General features: G+C 60.9%; 12 protein-coding genes. 5 read left to right on the top strand and 7 right to left on the bottom strand.

Annotated elements, in window-relative coordinates; genetic code table 11:
* Positions 1–10: 10 nt before the first annotated feature.
* The 4 genes from KIT79_04295 to KIT79_04280 all read right to left on the bottom strand — a co-directional run bounded on the left by KIT79_04295 (position 11) and on the right by KIT79_04280 (position 4,121).
* Positions 11–1,204 carry a porin gene (locus KIT79_04295; GenBank protein ID MCW5828519.1) on the bottom strand — a complete coding sequence of 398 codons (1,194 nt, stop codon included), beginning with the start codon at positions 1,202–1,204 and terminating at the stop codon, positions 11–13.
* A gap of 301 nt (positions 1,205–1,505) precedes the next feature.
* Positions 1,506–1,697: a YezD family protein gene (locus KIT79_04290; protein ID MCW5828518.1), complete on the bottom strand. Its 192-nt coding sequence runs from the start codon at positions 1,695–1,697 to the stop codon at positions 1,506–1,508.
* Between the two features lie 243 nt (positions 1,698–1,940).
* Positions 1,941–2,930 (bottom strand): 6-phosphofructokinase, encoded by a 990-nt coding sequence (locus tag KIT79_04285; GenBank protein MCW5828517.1) that lies wholly within the window; start codon positions 2,928–2,930, stop codon positions 1,941–1,943.
* Positions 2,931–2,948: 18 nt separating this feature from the next.
* A complete protein-coding gene (locus tag KIT79_04280) occupies positions 2,949–4,121 on the bottom strand; it encodes a VWA domain-containing protein (GenBank protein ID MCW5828516.1) in 1,173 nt (390 codons plus the stop codon).
* A gap of 104 nt (positions 4,122–4,225) precedes the next feature.
* Between KIT79_04280 and KIT79_04275 the strand changes: the two genes are divergently transcribed.
* Complete coding sequence (locus KIT79_04275) at positions 4,226–5,719, top strand: hypothetical protein (GenBank protein MCW5828515.1); 1,494 nt, start codon at positions 4,226–4,228, stop codon at positions 5,717–5,719.
* Positions 5,720–5,841: 122 nt separating this feature from the next.
* The gene (locus tag KIT79_04270; GenBank protein ID MCW5828514.1) at positions 5,842–7,104 is read left to right on the top strand and encodes an acyl-CoA/acyl-ACP dehydrogenase; all 1,263 of its coding nucleotides are present in this window, start codon (positions 5,842–5,844) and stop codon (positions 7,102–7,104) included.
* A 90-nt stretch (positions 7,105–7,194) separates the two neighbouring features.
* Here the strand turns inward: KIT79_04270 and KIT79_04265 are convergent, their stop codons facing one another.
* Positions 7,195–7,746 carry a hypothetical protein gene (locus KIT79_04265; GenBank protein MCW5828513.1) on the bottom strand — a complete coding sequence of 184 codons (552 nt, stop codon included), beginning with the start codon at positions 7,744–7,746 and terminating at the stop codon, positions 7,195–7,197.
* 215 nt (positions 7,747–7,961) lie between these two features.
* On the opposite strand from KIT79_04265, the gene KIT79_04260 reads away from it, so the two are divergent.
* Genes KIT79_04260 through KIT79_04250 form a run of 3 tightly spaced genes read left to right on the top strand, consistent with a single transcriptional unit; the run spans position 7,962 to position 12,197 of the window.
* Complete coding sequence (locus KIT79_04260) at positions 7,962–10,076, top strand: HAMP domain-containing protein (protein ID MCW5828512.1); 2,115 nt, start codon at positions 7,962–7,964, stop codon at positions 10,074–10,076.
* A 1-nt stretch (position 10,077) separates the two neighbouring features.
* Entirely contained in the window at positions 10,078–11,472 is a 1,395-nt protein-coding gene (locus tag KIT79_04255) for a sigma-54-dependent Fis family transcriptional regulator (GenBank protein MCW5828511.1), read from the top strand.
* A 26-nt stretch (positions 11,473–11,498) separates the two neighbouring features.
* Positions 11,499–12,197 (top strand): hypothetical protein, encoded by a 699-nt coding sequence (locus KIT79_04250; GenBank protein MCW5828510.1) that lies wholly within the window; start codon positions 11,499–11,501, stop codon positions 12,195–12,197.
* On the opposite strand, the gene KIT79_04245 is transcribed toward KIT79_04250, so the two are convergent.
* Together KIT79_04245 and KIT79_04240 are read right to left on the bottom strand one after the other, a co-directional pair.
* Complete coding sequence (locus KIT79_04245) at positions 12,188–13,318, bottom strand: glycosyltransferase (protein ID MCW5828509.1); 1,131 nt, start codon at positions 13,316–13,318, stop codon at positions 12,188–12,190. The two genes, KIT79_04250 and KIT79_04245, sit on opposite strands and share 10 nt — an antisense overlap.
* Positions 13,315–14,850: a polysaccharide biosynthesis C-terminal domain-containing protein gene (locus tag KIT79_04240; GenBank protein MCW5828508.1), complete on the bottom strand. Its 1,536-nt coding sequence runs from the start codon at positions 14,848–14,850 to the stop codon at positions 13,315–13,317. The genes KIT79_04245 and KIT79_04240 overlap by 4 nt, the downstream gene beginning before the upstream one ends.
* Positions 14,851–14,861: the final 11 nt, after the last annotated feature.

Genomic DNA, 14,861 nt, shown 5'->3' with positions numbered 1-14,861 from the left:
ACGGCTGCTATCAGAATGAGACCTGTACACGGTTAAACCAGACTTTTTCGTTCTCGCGGTTGCTGAACGGAACTGGGGCTACACCTGCTTCACCACCTTTGAAAAAGGTTTGCTCGTAGGATGTTGAATACCGGAGATGGCGGTTGATGTACCAGTTCAGCCCTGCGCCCCAGGCCGTTGCCTTGGAGATAGAGGCGACTGGATTGGCAAATGCCGGAAACACGTCTTTGTCTATCCGGAGCTGATGAACACGCCCTGTCAGTTCAACTGCTCCATATGGGTTAGAGGGGTTCACGCCCTGGTAGGATGCACGTTCACCGGTCAGTACGACAGAAGCCGCTGCCTGCCAGGCATGGTGGCCGAATGTACGTTGTTGAGTTGCGGGATTCCCGAAATCGGTCACAACTTCTTGTGACGAGTAGACGTATTCACCGAATACGCCGACCGGGCCTACATAGGCATAACCCTGCGGTGAAAGACGGTAGCGGGTACCATTGGCGACAACAGGTTCCGGCGGGGTATTTCCTGCCAGATAGCGGAATATGGTGAGCTGTCCGGGAGAGCGCTGCATCGACAGCCCTGGCGCAGTATTGGAACCCTTTTGGTCGCCATAACTGCCAGCGAAACCGACGCCCACGTCGTTAAGCGCTTCGATCTCGACTAACCGGAATGGGTACAGGAATACCCGGCCGGTAAACTCCTTGTCCTCATTTGTGTCAATATCTGCACTGCCGCCGTCAGTGACGCCGTTAAAGATACCGACGGCATAGTTCAACGCGCCTTTGGCGATATCTCCCCCAAGTTGGATACCAATGTCACGGTTTGGAGCAAGACCTGTCGGGAAGGCCCGTTCTGGAAAGATCAGTGCGGTTGCGCTTTGAAGCCGCTCAAGTCCGAACGGAGCCTTGAACTTTCCGGCCCGAAGCACCGCAGCCTTGAAGTAGTCCAGTTCGATATAGGCGTCCTGCAAGGAAAGCTGACTGCCTGCGAAATCGGGCATTATGCGGAATTTGATATGCTTCGCCACTGTTCCCTCGATAATGGGCCGGACTCTTCGGAGCAGGAACGAACTGACTCCCTTGTTGGCGTCATCTTCCACAAAATGGCGCGCATCGGCCTGAATGTAGCCACGGATGCGTAGCCGGTAATCGCCGTCAGTCGATCGGATCGAAAAACCGTCTTTTCCACTAACGGTGACATGCACCTCAGGTTTTTTTGGCTCTCTGCATCCAGCTCCCGCTGACGCTCGATGATCCGGATCTTCTGGTCCAGCGCCTCAATACGCTCTGTCGTGGCGGCGGGCTCATTGGCCAATGAGGTCTGGATCTGGGTGATTGTGAAAATGCTCGCCAGAACAGCGAGTATGGGTCTGTTGGCCGAAGCTAGCATTGATGAAAGTTCCCTGATTTCTACCCGCTAGCCTCCGGTGGTCCGGCCGTTTTTACGGATACTCTCCTGCCGTTGATGACGGAGAGTTTTATTTTTTGTTTGCGCGTTCTTGCAGTTCAGCTCTTGCTGTGGCCTGCATTGAAGCGGACTCTTTCCTTGCGTTCGATCTGTACCACCCGTCCGTCGTGTACGGTGATTTCCACCGAGCCGTAGCTCAGTCCGTCCAGCGCACGGCGGACTCGTTCGATGGTTTCCGTGTGATCCCGGTCTGTTGCCAGCCGGGGTTCCTTGGAAGGCTCGGTGCCCATGGTTTCAGGTTGCCTCGTCGTTCCCATTGAAGGAGGAGTTAAGGGATTCACATGGTGATGCTCATACTCATCTTGCCGGTGCGTGGGTGGCGAAACAGGGCTGCGGGGTGCTGCCGGTTTCGCCGATGGGACACGGACAAACTGTTAAATATACATACATCACAAGATTATATATGTTTAAAATGGTTAGATTTGTCAAGATAGTTGTCGAATAATATTATAACTATCGGAAAATAAAGAGAATTATCCGCCTTTGGCGGCCCGCCTGACCAGCCGGAGCATGGCCTCGGGAACCCGATGTGTGGCCAGAAGAGCCTCATCGAATGGAACCAGTACTGGTGAAAGCCCCCGGACACCAACCATCATGCGGGACTTTCCTTCGGCCAGGGCTTCGACAGCCGCCTCGCCCGAGAGGGTGGCGATGATCCGGTCGCGTGCGGTTGGTTTACCACCCCGCTGGATATGTCCGAGCACGGTCGCCCAGGCGGGAACGCCGGTACGCCTGGAAACCTCGTTCTTCATGTATTCGGCTCCGCCCAGTTCGTCGCCTTCGGCCACTACGATCAGGATCGTGCGGTGTCCGCGGGACATCTCGCGGTTCACATATTCGCAGATCGTGTCGAGGGTATGGGTCCGGTCCTCGGGATAAAGCACCACGTCGGCAGCGCCGGCGACGCCTGAATAGATGGCGATATCACCAGCGTGGCGGCCCATGACCTCCACAAAGAACAGCCGCTGCATGGCGGCGGCGGTATCATGGATCCGGTCGATGGCGTCCAGCGCCGTGTTGACGGCCGTATCGAAGCCGATCGTGCTCTCGGTGCCTGCCAGGTCGTTGTCGATGGTGCCGGTGCAACCCATCACGCGGATGCCGGTCTCGTCCTCCAGAAGCCGGGCGCCCGTGAACGTGCCGTCACCGCCGATGGCGACGAGCCCGTCTATCTCGCGGCTACGGAGAAATGCGGCGGCCTCCTTCCTGCCCTCTGGCGTGCGGAACCGGTCCGACCGGCTGGAAGCAAGGATGCTGCCGCCCAGCCCCCCGATACTCCACACATCGGCGTCGCCGAGCGGTCTGATCGAGCGGTCAATAAGACCCTGAAAACCGCGCTCGATCCCGAAAACCCCGATCCGGAGGCGCGAGGCCGATCGCACCACTGCCCGGATGCAGGCATTCATGCCAGGGGCATCTCCGCCGCTGGTCAGGACGCCGATGTTTCGTATCGCTTCAGGCATGGGAAAAGGCTTCCGGTCTTACCGCCCCCGTCCTTGTGTCAGTTCCCGGACGGAATCCTCGAGTCCTTCCAGCGTGAGCGGGAACATCGGAATCATCTGGGCGATGCGTGCCGTTGAATCGGCATAGTGCCAGTTCTCGACCGGCTCCGGGTTCAGCCATGCCACATGACGGAACTTGTCGCGGAACCGGGTGAGCCACCGGATGCCCGGTTCGTTACGGGCAAAGTAGTCAATGGCGCCGTTGACGGAGAGCAGTTCTGACAGGGCCATGGCGGCGTCGCCGACAAAGAGGATCTTGGTTTCGGGAACCCGGTCATGAATGAGTTCCGCCGTCCGGACTTTCTCGCCCGTCCGGAAACTCCTCCAGACCTGATCGTAAACCATGTTGTGGAAATAGAAGAATTCGACCTCCCTGAACAGGCCCTTCGCGGCCGAGAACAGTATCTCCACCAGCTCGGCGTGCGGCCACATGCTGCCGCCCGAATCCATCAGCAGCACCAGCCGGACGCCCGGCAGCTTGCGCTGCTGCCAGACGAGATCAATATCCCCGGCATTCTTCGCGGTGGCGTCGATGGTCCGGTCGAGGTTGAGTTCGTCCTCCGGTCCCGTAGGCACCAGTTTCCGGAGACGGCGGAGCGCAAGCTGCACGGTCCGGATGTCGATCACCCGGTCGCCCGCATAGTCGCGGAACTTGCGCTCACCGGCGATCTGTACTGCCCGGCGGAGCCGGCCGTCGCCCCCCACCCGTACGCCCGCCTTGTTGAAGCCGCTGTTTCCTTGCGTGGACGTGCCACCGGTGCCGATACGCTTGCTTCCGCCTACGTGTTCCCTGAAATGCCCTTCGCGGTACTGCTTCTCGAAGTTCGCCCGGATCTGCTCAAGATCGAGATGCTCGATCAGTGCCTTTTCTGCCTCGGTCAGTTCTTTCGGCGGAACGGCCTTAAGGCCGGCGAGTATTTTTGCCATCATGTCATCCGAGCTTTCCACGTCCTTGAAATACTCGAGAAATGCCCGGTCCCAGCGGTCAAAGTCTCCCTCGTTTTTCACCATCAGGGCGCGGCCCACCGAATAGAAGCCTTCCATCGTCGGGGGCACGGACCCTGTTGACAATGCATGCATGAAAGTCAGCCACTCGGTCGGTGTGACCGGGACTTCATGGCCGCGGAGCGTGTAGTAGAAATCGGTAAACACGGATTTCCTTCCGGACAGGAGTGTAGCGCGTGGAGGGAGTGTTGCCGACAGGGGTCTGACATGAAGTTTGGCTCCGGAGGCCCGCTCCCGTTAGGCTCATCGCCGTGAAGAAAGCGCTCATTACGGCGGCCGTCATTCTTTTGCTTCCCCTGGCGGCCGCATTCGCACTGAAATCGGTTTTCCGCTGGCAGACGCTGGAAGCCCGACGGGACTATCTGGACCGGATGGACCGGGCTTCGGAGCGCTTCGCCCGGCCCGAATGGGGGCCGCTGCCGCCGGAAGACGAACAGGCGCTCCTGGAAACGCACAAGCCCCTGCTGGTGGTATCGCGAGGATCAACGGGTCCGCTGGCTCCCGATACCGGCTATCTGGCAACCCGGCACCCTGTGGACTGCCGGACCGGACAGCGCCTTGCCGCTGATGCGCGCCGGGAAACATTGAAGGCATTGCCGGATCAGGACGGGATTTGCCTGGCCGAAGGACACGGCCGGTCACTGTATCCGGCGCCGGGCCCCACCTGTAGTGGTGATACCGGCTGCGCCCGTTCGCTCGCCGCCGTTGAATACGAAAACGTACGCCTCGCCGAAGACGGCCCGCAGCTTCCCTGGATCTTTCTCCGCTACCAGTTTGTCTTTGCGCCGGACGGACTTCCCGAGGGACTCATTGACACGCAGAAGCTGCTTGGCCGGGCCGGTGATCCGGCCGCCTGGCGTCCGGTTGACCTGCACGCGATCGTCTGGGTTGTGCTGGACGAGAAACAGATTCCGGTGGCCCTTGTGCTGTCCCAGCATGGCGCACACCGGACCTATATATTCGGGGCTGATATTCCCTGGCCGAGGGCGGGGAGGGCACAGGTCGTTTCCGCCGCCCGTTCCCACGAGCTTTACCCCGACCTTCCTCTCGACTACCGCCGGCGCATACGGGCAACACCATTCCCGGCCCGACGGCACTACCTCATTACTGGAACCGAACGATCCGCCGTGGATGCCGATGACATTGTTTGTGGGCGATTGTGCGGGGGAACGCCCTGGGACTACCGGATTGAGCGGATAAGCCCTGACGATCCGCTCTGGACGTTCCGTGGATATTTCGGTCCCCGGCATCTCGATTTCGGTCTTGATCTGGGCCGGTCCGGTCCGGCGGGCGGCCGGTACCACACCTGGCCCGAGCTGGCCCGGCGCAGTGACCTGCTGTTTTTCTCCTACTTCCGCGATAGCCGGGAAGAGGATGCACAGGCCGCCCGTCGGTTCATTTCCGGGCCGTGGTGGAGCCCTGACTTCGACTTCGATGGTCTGGTGCGTTACGGGCGAAGCGCCTTTTCGTCCGCTCTCGAATCGGCCCGGCAGAGTCTTCGTCCGTCGGATGACGATGCCGATATCGAGGTTGAGGCATCGGCCGTTCCGCCGCTGCCGCGGATTCCCGCCGTCAGGCCGATCATCGAGCCTGTTTTCACCACTCCGCCGGTGATTGGCACCTACCGGTCGCGGCGGCGTCAGCCTTCTGAGGGAAACAATACGGCCGGGGAGCCGGAGGGACCGGAAGAAACGGATGCCGCTTCCCCGGTGGACGGCACGACTATCCCTTCGGAAGATCACTAAACCCCATAAACTGTATCCATGTTCCTGAACCCTGCTCATTGCCGGAATTGACAAAATGCGGCAACCGTGCATTGATTGACTGAACGGTCATTCATTTTGATCAAGTAAGGAGAAGACCGATCATGTTCCAGTACAAAGACACGCACAGAATGGCTCAGATGGCGATCCGGCAGTTCATGGACAAGGAGATCCGGCCCCACGTGATTCACCATGAGAACCACCCGGAAGATCCACCCTATCCGCTGATGAAAAAACTGCTCACCACGTTTGGCGTGACCAGCATGGCCGAAAGCGCATTCCAGAAAATGAAGAAGCGCGAAGCGGCCAAGGCTGCCGGAGAAGCGGGTGATGATGCGGAAAAGAAGGGCGGCTCGATGCTGGGCGGTAACGACCCGGCGATGAGCTCGATACTCGGCATTGAACTGGCACGGGTGTGTCCGGGCATCGCCCTCTCGTTCGGCGCGACGCTGGGACTCTATGGTCAGTCGATCATGAACAAGGGAACCCTGTGGCAGAAGGAAAAATACGGTCTCCCCATCTTCAAGATGGAGAAAATCGGCGCCTGGGGCATGACCGAACCGGGGGCGGGTTCTGACGCCTACGGTTCGATGCGGACCACCGCCCGTCGTGACGGCGACTGGTGGGTGCTGAACGGCCACAAGACTTTCATCACCAACGCGCCATTCGCTGACTACTTCGTGATTTACGCCAAGATTGACGAGGGGCAGGGCGTCAGCCGCGACACACCAATCCAGGCGTTCATTGTCGAAAAGGGCACACCCGGCTTCGAGGCATCCAAGCCGTTCAGGAAGATGGGGATGCACTCCTCCCCGACGGGCGAGGTGTTCCTTGATAACGTGAAGATCCCGCTCAACCAGCTACTCGGCGAAAAGGCAAAGGAGCAGGCCAAAGAGCAGTCCCGGGATGTGTTCTCCAGCGAGCGCACCGGAACGGCGACCATGTGCCTCGGCATCATAGACCGGTGCTGCGAACTCACGTTCAAATACATGCGTGAGCGCGAGCAGTTCGGCCAGAAGATCGGTGATTTCCAGGGCCTCCGGTGGATGCTGGCCGACATGCTGACGATCCGGGAGAACGTGAAGAACTGGCATCTCCGGATGCTCGATTACCAGGTTCGTGGCGAGCGGGTTCCGATGGAGATCGCTTGCGCCGACAAGCTCTACTGTGCGCCGGCGGCGACGAAAGTCGCCATGGACGCGGTGCAGATCATGGGCGGTTTCGGCTACATGCAGGATGCCGAAGTGGAAATGCACGCCCGTGACGCGAAACTGATCGAGATTGGCGGCGGCACCAACCAGATCCAGCAGAACACCATCGCCCGGGAGGTGATGCGTACTGGCCAGATCCCTCCGCTGTACGCGTGACACCAGCCGCACGGTTGTCAGAAGCCCGAAGGCCCCCGGAGTTTTTCCGGGGGCCTTCGGATTTTCGGGGAGGGCGGGTCTGCGGGACGCTTATTCGGCGGCCATCACATAGACCGGCGGGTGCCCGCCACGAGCCGGTTCCAGGGGGTTACCCAGCATGGCGGCCCTGGTGGTCATGGTGGCTTCAAATCCGCCGGAACGGCCGGGGCGGTCAGCCATGCTGACCAGTCCCTTTTCGCGCAGCGTTTTCAGGGCACCTTCGATCTGCGCACGGCTCAGGCGGCGGTCACGGGCAAAAGTCTCCAGATCGGCATTCCGGGCCTGGTAGAGAGTCGCCAGGATTTCGACCTCGATCGGGCTCACGGGCACTCCGATGCGGCTCTCGATTTCGCGGGCGGCTTCCTGCAGCCGCGCCAGGCGCAGGGCCGCGGGATCGCTGTTCTTGTCGAGTGAGTCGATACCGTCGTACCACTGGGTGGTCGTCATTGTTTCGCTGGCCTTGATCATCATCGCGGTCGTGCTCACGGTCGCCGCAGTCGGGCCCACCAGTGAACCCGCGAGCAGGGCCGGTCCGACACAGCCCGAAGCCGTTGCCGCCAGGAATCCGACGAAGATGAGGGTTTTGAATTTGTTGTTCCGCATGACCTTTTCCCTTTTCCTTGCACTGGCCCCACATGGGCCTTCGAGGGTAACTGGTTTTTGTAATACAACAGTCGTGCCAACTTGAATAATTCAATAATATCAATATGTTATATCAAGACACCGGAACTCCAGATTAGGACAGTGCTCTCACATGGAACAGGACGCGTGTGCCAAGGTGGAGTGAATACGGAAATAGAACAGGTATATTGAGGCCGATGTCCTTCGACTTCCGCAAAATGAACAGGTTTATCCCTATCCGGTACCGGCTCGTGGCCCTGTTCTTCTCCATCTCCATCCTGCCGCTGGGAGTCATCGCGGCGGTGGTGGCCGACACCGTCTATGTGCTCCAGCGGATGTCGTTCGAATCCGGCCTCCGGATCGTGAAGAACCTTGCCGAGGAAAACTTCCGCGAACTGGCGAGGTCCGAGGCCACCCGGGTCTCCCAGCATTTTGAGCTGATGCTCGCCGACCTGAGGCGCGTGCAGGACCAGATAGAGGATGTCCTGTCAGGCTCCACGCGCCGGGAGTCCGGACTCCGGCCTGTGGAACTGGTCCGCCGCTCCAGCGGGATATGGGCTTCACCCAACCCCGACGACCTGCGCCCGGTCTATCTCTATCCTGCATGGGGACAGACCTTGCCCGACGGTGTACGGAACGAGATTCCACGGCTCGTTTCGGCCGAGGGATTTCTCTCGCAGTGGGTCCGCTCAAACCCGTCGGCGTCGGCGGCCTATATTGTCACGACAAGCTCGCTGCTGCTGCGTTATCCGCCGTCTGATCCCGACGCCTCCGGACGGATTGCAGGCCTCGACCCGGCCTTTGATTTCCGGCAGCTGGAGTCCTACCGGCGGGTTCTGCCAGGAGAGAATCCGGACCGCCACATCCGGCTGATTGGCACCCATCTTGATCCGCTGGGTGGAGCCTGGGTGCTGACGTTTGCCGCCCCGCTGTGGGTGAGGTCGGGCGAGTTTCTGGGGATGCTGGCGGTGAATATCCCCCTGGAACGGATTACCCCGCTACTGGTGGAACCGGGTGACAGGGGCGGATTTGTCCGGGTTTATGACCAGAACGAAAGGCTCGTGGGGGCAAGCCACTCGGTTCATGCGGCCGGACTACCCAAATCCGGCGCTAGATCCGCCGGGCATGAGCTGGTCATGCTGCCGGTCGACGAGGCCGGCGGCCTGATGCGCGAGCGGGCACGCCTGGCGGCGGGAATCGGCTCCTTCGAGGTGGATATCGGCGATGGGCCGCAACTGGTCGCATTCCACAAGATCGAATCGATGGGCTGGACGCTGTACCTGGGTGCACCGGCCCGTGTTTTCTCGGAAGGGGCCATGGCTGCCATCAAGCCGATTTTCCAACAGGGTGTCCGGGTCTGGCTGTTTGCCGGATTTGTGGTGGTGCTGATTGCCGTACTGATCGTGGCGACCGCCTGGCGGGTTTCCCAGTCCATTACGCAACCCCTGGAAACCCTCACTGAAGCGGTGGAGAGCATGGGGGCCGGAAGCCAGGCAGTCGCAGTGGAAGTGGACCGGGGGGATGAACTGGGGAAGCTGGCCCGTGCGTTCAACCGGATGGCCATGAATCTTGCCGACTCCCGTTCCAAGGCGATCGAAGCCGAGCGGATGGCGTTTGTGGGGCAGATGTCAGCGGTACTTGCACATGAAATACGGAATCCGCTCAATTCACTGGTGACGACGACCCATCTGCTTGATCCGGAGAACGCCACGGAACTTTCCGAGGAGGAGAAAAAGGCCCTGTTCGGGGTCCTGAGGAAGGAAACCAACCGCCTCAACCACATCCTGACCGACTTTCTCGCCTATGCACGGCCGCGGGAGATCAAGCTGTCGCATGTGAATGTCCGGGCTTTCCTGGAGGGCATCGCCGCTGTTCTCAAGCAGAACGAGGCCGCCGCCGGGAAAACCATCGAGGTATCAGTGAAGGATCTGCCGGAGACGGTTCCCTTTGACGAGGACCAGATGGAGCAGGTGCTGATCAATATCGGCATCAACGGATTGCAGGCAATGAGCGAGGGGGGCGTGATCCGGCTGGAAGCCCGGGGTGAGGTCGCTCCCGCCGGGGCGGCAAGCGGACGCCTGAAAGGGCTTGTGACCGTTTTCGAGGTGTCCGACACGGGCAAGGGTCTCCCGCCGGAAATGAAGGACCGGGTATTCGAGCCGTTTTTCACCACCAAGAAGAAGGGTACGGGACTGGGTCTCGCCATCGCCCGCCGGTTCATCGAAGCCCATGGGGGCGCCATCGAGGTGGACTCGGCCCCCGGAAAAGGGACACGATTCACCATTCTGCTTCCCAGGCAAGGAGATACCTGAAGTGGCCCATATCCTGCTGGTTGATGACGAGCCATCAAGCCTGCTCGCGCTGACGATCTTCCTGAAAAAGGCGGGCCATGAGGTCACGACTGCTTCGGACGGAGAAGCGGCGCTCAGGGTGATCGAGGATATGGCTCCTGAAGTGGTCGTCACCGACTACCGGATGGAGCCGCTCACCGGTCTTGATGTCCTGAAGAAGGTGCAGGAGCTCCAGTACCCGGTCGAAGTCATCCTGCTCACCGGTGAGGGGACCATCGGGCTTGCGGTCGAAGCCATGAAGATGGGCGCATTCGATTTCCTCACCAAGCCAGTAAAGCCCGAGGATCTCAACAAGGTTGTCAATCTTGCGCTGAACCGGCACTCGCTGATCACGCAGGTCACGCGCCTCAAGAACCAGGTCGGACTCCGCAAGGGATTCGAGCATATCGTCGGCTCCTCGGCTTCCATGCAACGGGCCATTGATCTCGCCCAGCGGGTAGCAGGGTCGGATGCGCCGGTACTGCTGCTGGGTGAATCGGGTACCGGCAAGGAGCTCTTCGCCCGCGCCATCCATTCCAACTCGCCGCGGGGTGAGTCGCCCTTCGTGGCCATCAATTGCGGCGCCCTGCCGGAGGCGTTGCTGGAGAGCGAGCTGTTCGGCCATGCCAAGGGAGCATTTACCGGTGCACATGCCACCAAGAAGGGACTGTTCGAGGAAGCCGACAAGGGAACCATCTTTCTGGACGAGATCGGCGACATGCCGCTGGCGCTTCAGGTAAAGCTGCTCAGGGTGCTGCAAGAGAACGAAATCCGGCGGGTCGGGGACAATCGCACGATCCGCATCGACGTCCGGCTCATTGCCGCTACCCACCGGAACCTGAAGCAGATGGTGAGCGAAGGCGCCTTTCGTGAGGATCTTTACTACCGGCTCCGTGTGATTGAAATCCCGCTACCGCCGGTCCGTGAACGGCGCGACGATATCCGCCAGCTTGCCCAGCAGTTCTGGGCCAGGGAACGTAAGTCCCAGTCGGCGGCCATATCCGGGGATGCACTTGAGGCACTCGCCGGGTATTCGTGGCCCGGCAATATCCGTGAACTGGAGAATGCGATCCGGCATGCGGCCGTACTGGCCGCATCCGATGAACTCCAGTTGCGGGATCTGCCGTCCGAGATTGGTGTGGATATCGGCGAAGAAGGAGAAAATGGCAGTTCGGGCGGAGAATCCGCGGCTGCTGGCGGGCCGCCCGCGTCATCGCCAGACCAGGTGATCCCCCTCGCCGAAGCCGAAAAGACCCATATTCTCAACGCCTATACCGCCTGCCAGCATAACCAGGTGGAGACGGCACGCCGGCTGGGCATTGGCCGCAATACCCTCTGGCGGAAGCTGAAGGAGTACGGAATCCTGAAGAGTGCCTGAAGCACTCCGGGATGGAGACACTTGTCATGCACATATCTGCACGGATCAGAATGTTCGCGGCATCCGCGATATCCACGATGTTTCTGTCAGGATGCGGACTGGGCTACGCCAGGTACGCCGAGTATGACCGCGGCGTGTGGGATAATGTCCGGGTGTTTAACGCGAGCCGTGACGATGTCTGGAACGCGATGATGCTCGCGCTGGAAAACTTCCCCATCGCCTTTACTGACCGGCAGGCCTGCTTCATCCGGACCGACGAACTGACGGCCGACAGCCTGACGGTCTTCCGGCTGGGATGGATGAAGTCGGAGCCGGAGACGGATTTCCCGGCGTTTTCCCGTTACACGATCCATCTTTCCTGCACTCCCGCCGGAGACGGACAGGTGCGGGTCAAGGCGTACATCCGCGAGAAGGTGCTGATTCCGGTGCTCCGGCTGGTTCCAACGACCGAGCATCCACGCACCCTGCTGGCCGAAATTGTCCCGGCACGGCAGGCGCCGGGTGGTGGAGAAACCGCCTCTATCGGCTACCGCGAACAGCTCCTGCTGGCCGCGATCGGGAAACTCCTTGGCGAAGAAATGGCTGCTGTCGAACTGGAACCGGTCAGCAAGGTCCGGTGCATTGCCGCCTTTGATGACGACGGGTCGCCAATGGCCTGCCCGGGAAAACCGGCGTCGAAACCGCTGTCATCAGAAAGCGAACCGGCCCAGTCCCGTCAGCCGTAAAGCTGCTCGTGGGCTTTCACCCACATGCGGATATCGTAGCGGCTTTCCGCGAGTTGGCGGGCCTTGCGGGCCCGCCGTTCCCGTTCTGCTGGGTCCATCACCAGTGACCGGATGTATTTGGTGGCTCCGGTGGCGATTTCCAGTTCATCCGCGCTGTCCGGAGATACGGAAACCGCATCATCAGCTTCCAGCAGCGAGAAGGCCGGGATTCCGGAGACGACCGCCGGAAGCCCGCAGGCGAGTGCTTCCAGCAGGGCCAGGGGGAGTCCTTCAAACCGCGAGAGCAGCACAAACAGGTCGGCTGCCGCCAGCAGGTGGTGGAGGTCCATCCGCGGTCCAAGCAGGCGGACCTGTGACTCCAGCCGCAAGCCGGGAATCAGCTCGCGTAGCCGGTCATGCTCGGGTCCGCCGCCGGCGATCCAGGCTTCCCACGGAGGAAGGTTTTCGTGGCTGGCAAGGAGGGCAAGCGCCGACAGGAACCGGTCAAATCCCTTCTGGGCAGTGAGCCGACCGGCCGAGATGATTACGGTCTTTCCTTCGCAGTTCATGGACTGGCGAATCCGGTTCCGCTCTGACGGCGGCAGGGGATGGTATCTGTCCAGATCGACCCCATTGGTCAGCGTATGGACAGATGTGGCGGGAATTCCGATCGTTCCAGTCAGGTGACGCGCAACTGCCGGGGAACACGCAATGGTGTCCCGGGCGGTCCGGGCCGTCATTCGGTAACGGAACCGGGTTGAGCGGGTAAGATCCGGATAGGGGAGATGACAGGTCCAGAAAAACCGGGGCCTTTTCAGAAGCGGCGGAGCGGCGGCGAGCAACGCGGCCGTCTGATAGTCCAGTGGGCGGTTGTGGACGTGGACGATATCAAAGTCCCGAAGCGTGGCGATATACCGTGCGCAGTCCGCCGGATGCCTGAGTGAGCGGAACTGCACTGTCCGGATGGGGAGATCCTGCCGGGCGGCGATTTCGGCAAGCGGGCCGCTGGCGGTTTCACCTGCCACCAGAAGGGTTGAATCATGGCGTGACCGGTCGAGGCGGGCGGCCAGTTCCAGGGCGCACCGCTCGGCACCACCCAGCGCAAGCGAACTGACGACCTGCGCAATCCGGCGGCGTTTCATGGCGTGGCGGCCTCCGCGGTGGCCAGTTCCTCGCCGCTGAATTTCCGGCGAAACCTGTCCACCAGGTACCGGGGAGTATCGTCCCCCAGCAGTCCTGCCAGTATCAGGAACAGTACGGCTCCGGTGATGCCAAGCAGGATGATCTCGGCTGTCAGTGTCAGGGTGCCATCGGCAATTACCGGCGGACAGAACCACAGTGCAGCTCCGGTGATACCGGCACACAGGACAAGGCGGAAGAACGGCAGGTAGAACCCTCCGGCGATCCGGCCTTTCTTCCGTAACGTCCGCTCCAGCAGTGGCAGACCCAGAACGGCGTTCAGGCTGGTGACAGCGGCAAGTCCGATGACGCCGAATGGCTCCACCAGAAGCCAGTCCATGACGAGGTTGAATATCACCGGAATAATACCGAGATAGACGACCGCCAGCCGGTCCAGTGAAGCTGCAAAGCAGACGCGGGCGAGCAGGCTTCCCCATGCGGCAAAGGCGGTAATGCCGGAGAGCACGACGAGGCACCAGGCCAATCGTGATATGCCATCGAACGGTGCACCCCATCCCAGAAACAGCACCGATATCCGGGCTCCGAGGCCGGCCATCAGAACGGCCAGCATCATTGATATGAACAGTGACCGGCGGGCGGCGAGCCCGGCGTCAGAGGCAAACTGGTCCCACTCTCCGCGAGCGGCGGATTTCGCCAGCCCCGCGAATACGACCGACATGATCGGGGCCGCCACTGCCGCCTGGAGGATCGCCGTCGACCGGACAGCGTAGCCAAGGGCGGCCAGATGACCTTCAGGAAGTCCCGAAGCGAAGTAGTTATCCACAGCATGGTTGATGCGGACCGAGGCGACGATCACGAGTGCGGGTACGGACCGGCGAATGAGGGACATTGCAGCGTTTCCTGGCCGGAGTCTGGGCGCCGGTTTCCAGTCGAGTCCGAGGAAGGCAATCAGGGGAAGACCGAGCCAGGCGGTGAGTGCCTGGGCGGAAATGACCCAGTGCAGTTCGCGGCCAGTGGGAGCGGCGAGGAATGCACCGAACTGGCCGGCAAGCATCAGTACAGAAACGACCGGGGCAATCAGGAACCGTTCCCGTGTTTGTGCTGCCTGCGCGAAGAACACGAACACGATTCCCGCCGGAAGACCTGCGGCGGACACGCGCAGGAACCATCCGGCCATATCCTTTGCTTCTTCTCCGAGCCCAGGTACGGTCCAGCCGATAATGGTCTCAGCGGCGAGGACAAGCGGTAGCGAAACAGCGAGGCCGGTCAGAGCGAACAGCGACAGGAACTCGCCGCTCGCCTGGCGAAAACCCTCCTTGCCTTCCTGTTCGGCGGCCCGGATCAGGGCTGGCATGACAAGCTGTCCGCCAAGCGATCCGGCAGCGGTGGAGATGACCGCCGGAATGGCCTGTGCGGCGATCCAGGCATCGACAGATGCCACTGTCCCGTACCGCCGAGCGATGAGGAACTGGAGCAGGAGCGAGAAAATCTGGCCCGTGAGTGCGAGGAGGGAAACGAGCAGGTATCGTGTCATCCCGGTTTCCT

The sequence above is a fragment of the Deltaproteobacteria bacterium genome (genome assembly GCA_026129095.1).
Taxonomy (GTDB): Bacteria; JAGRBM01; JAGRBM01; order JAGRBM01; family JAHCIT01; genus JAHCIT01.
This window is presented reverse-complemented; position numbering and strand designations above follow the sequence as displayed.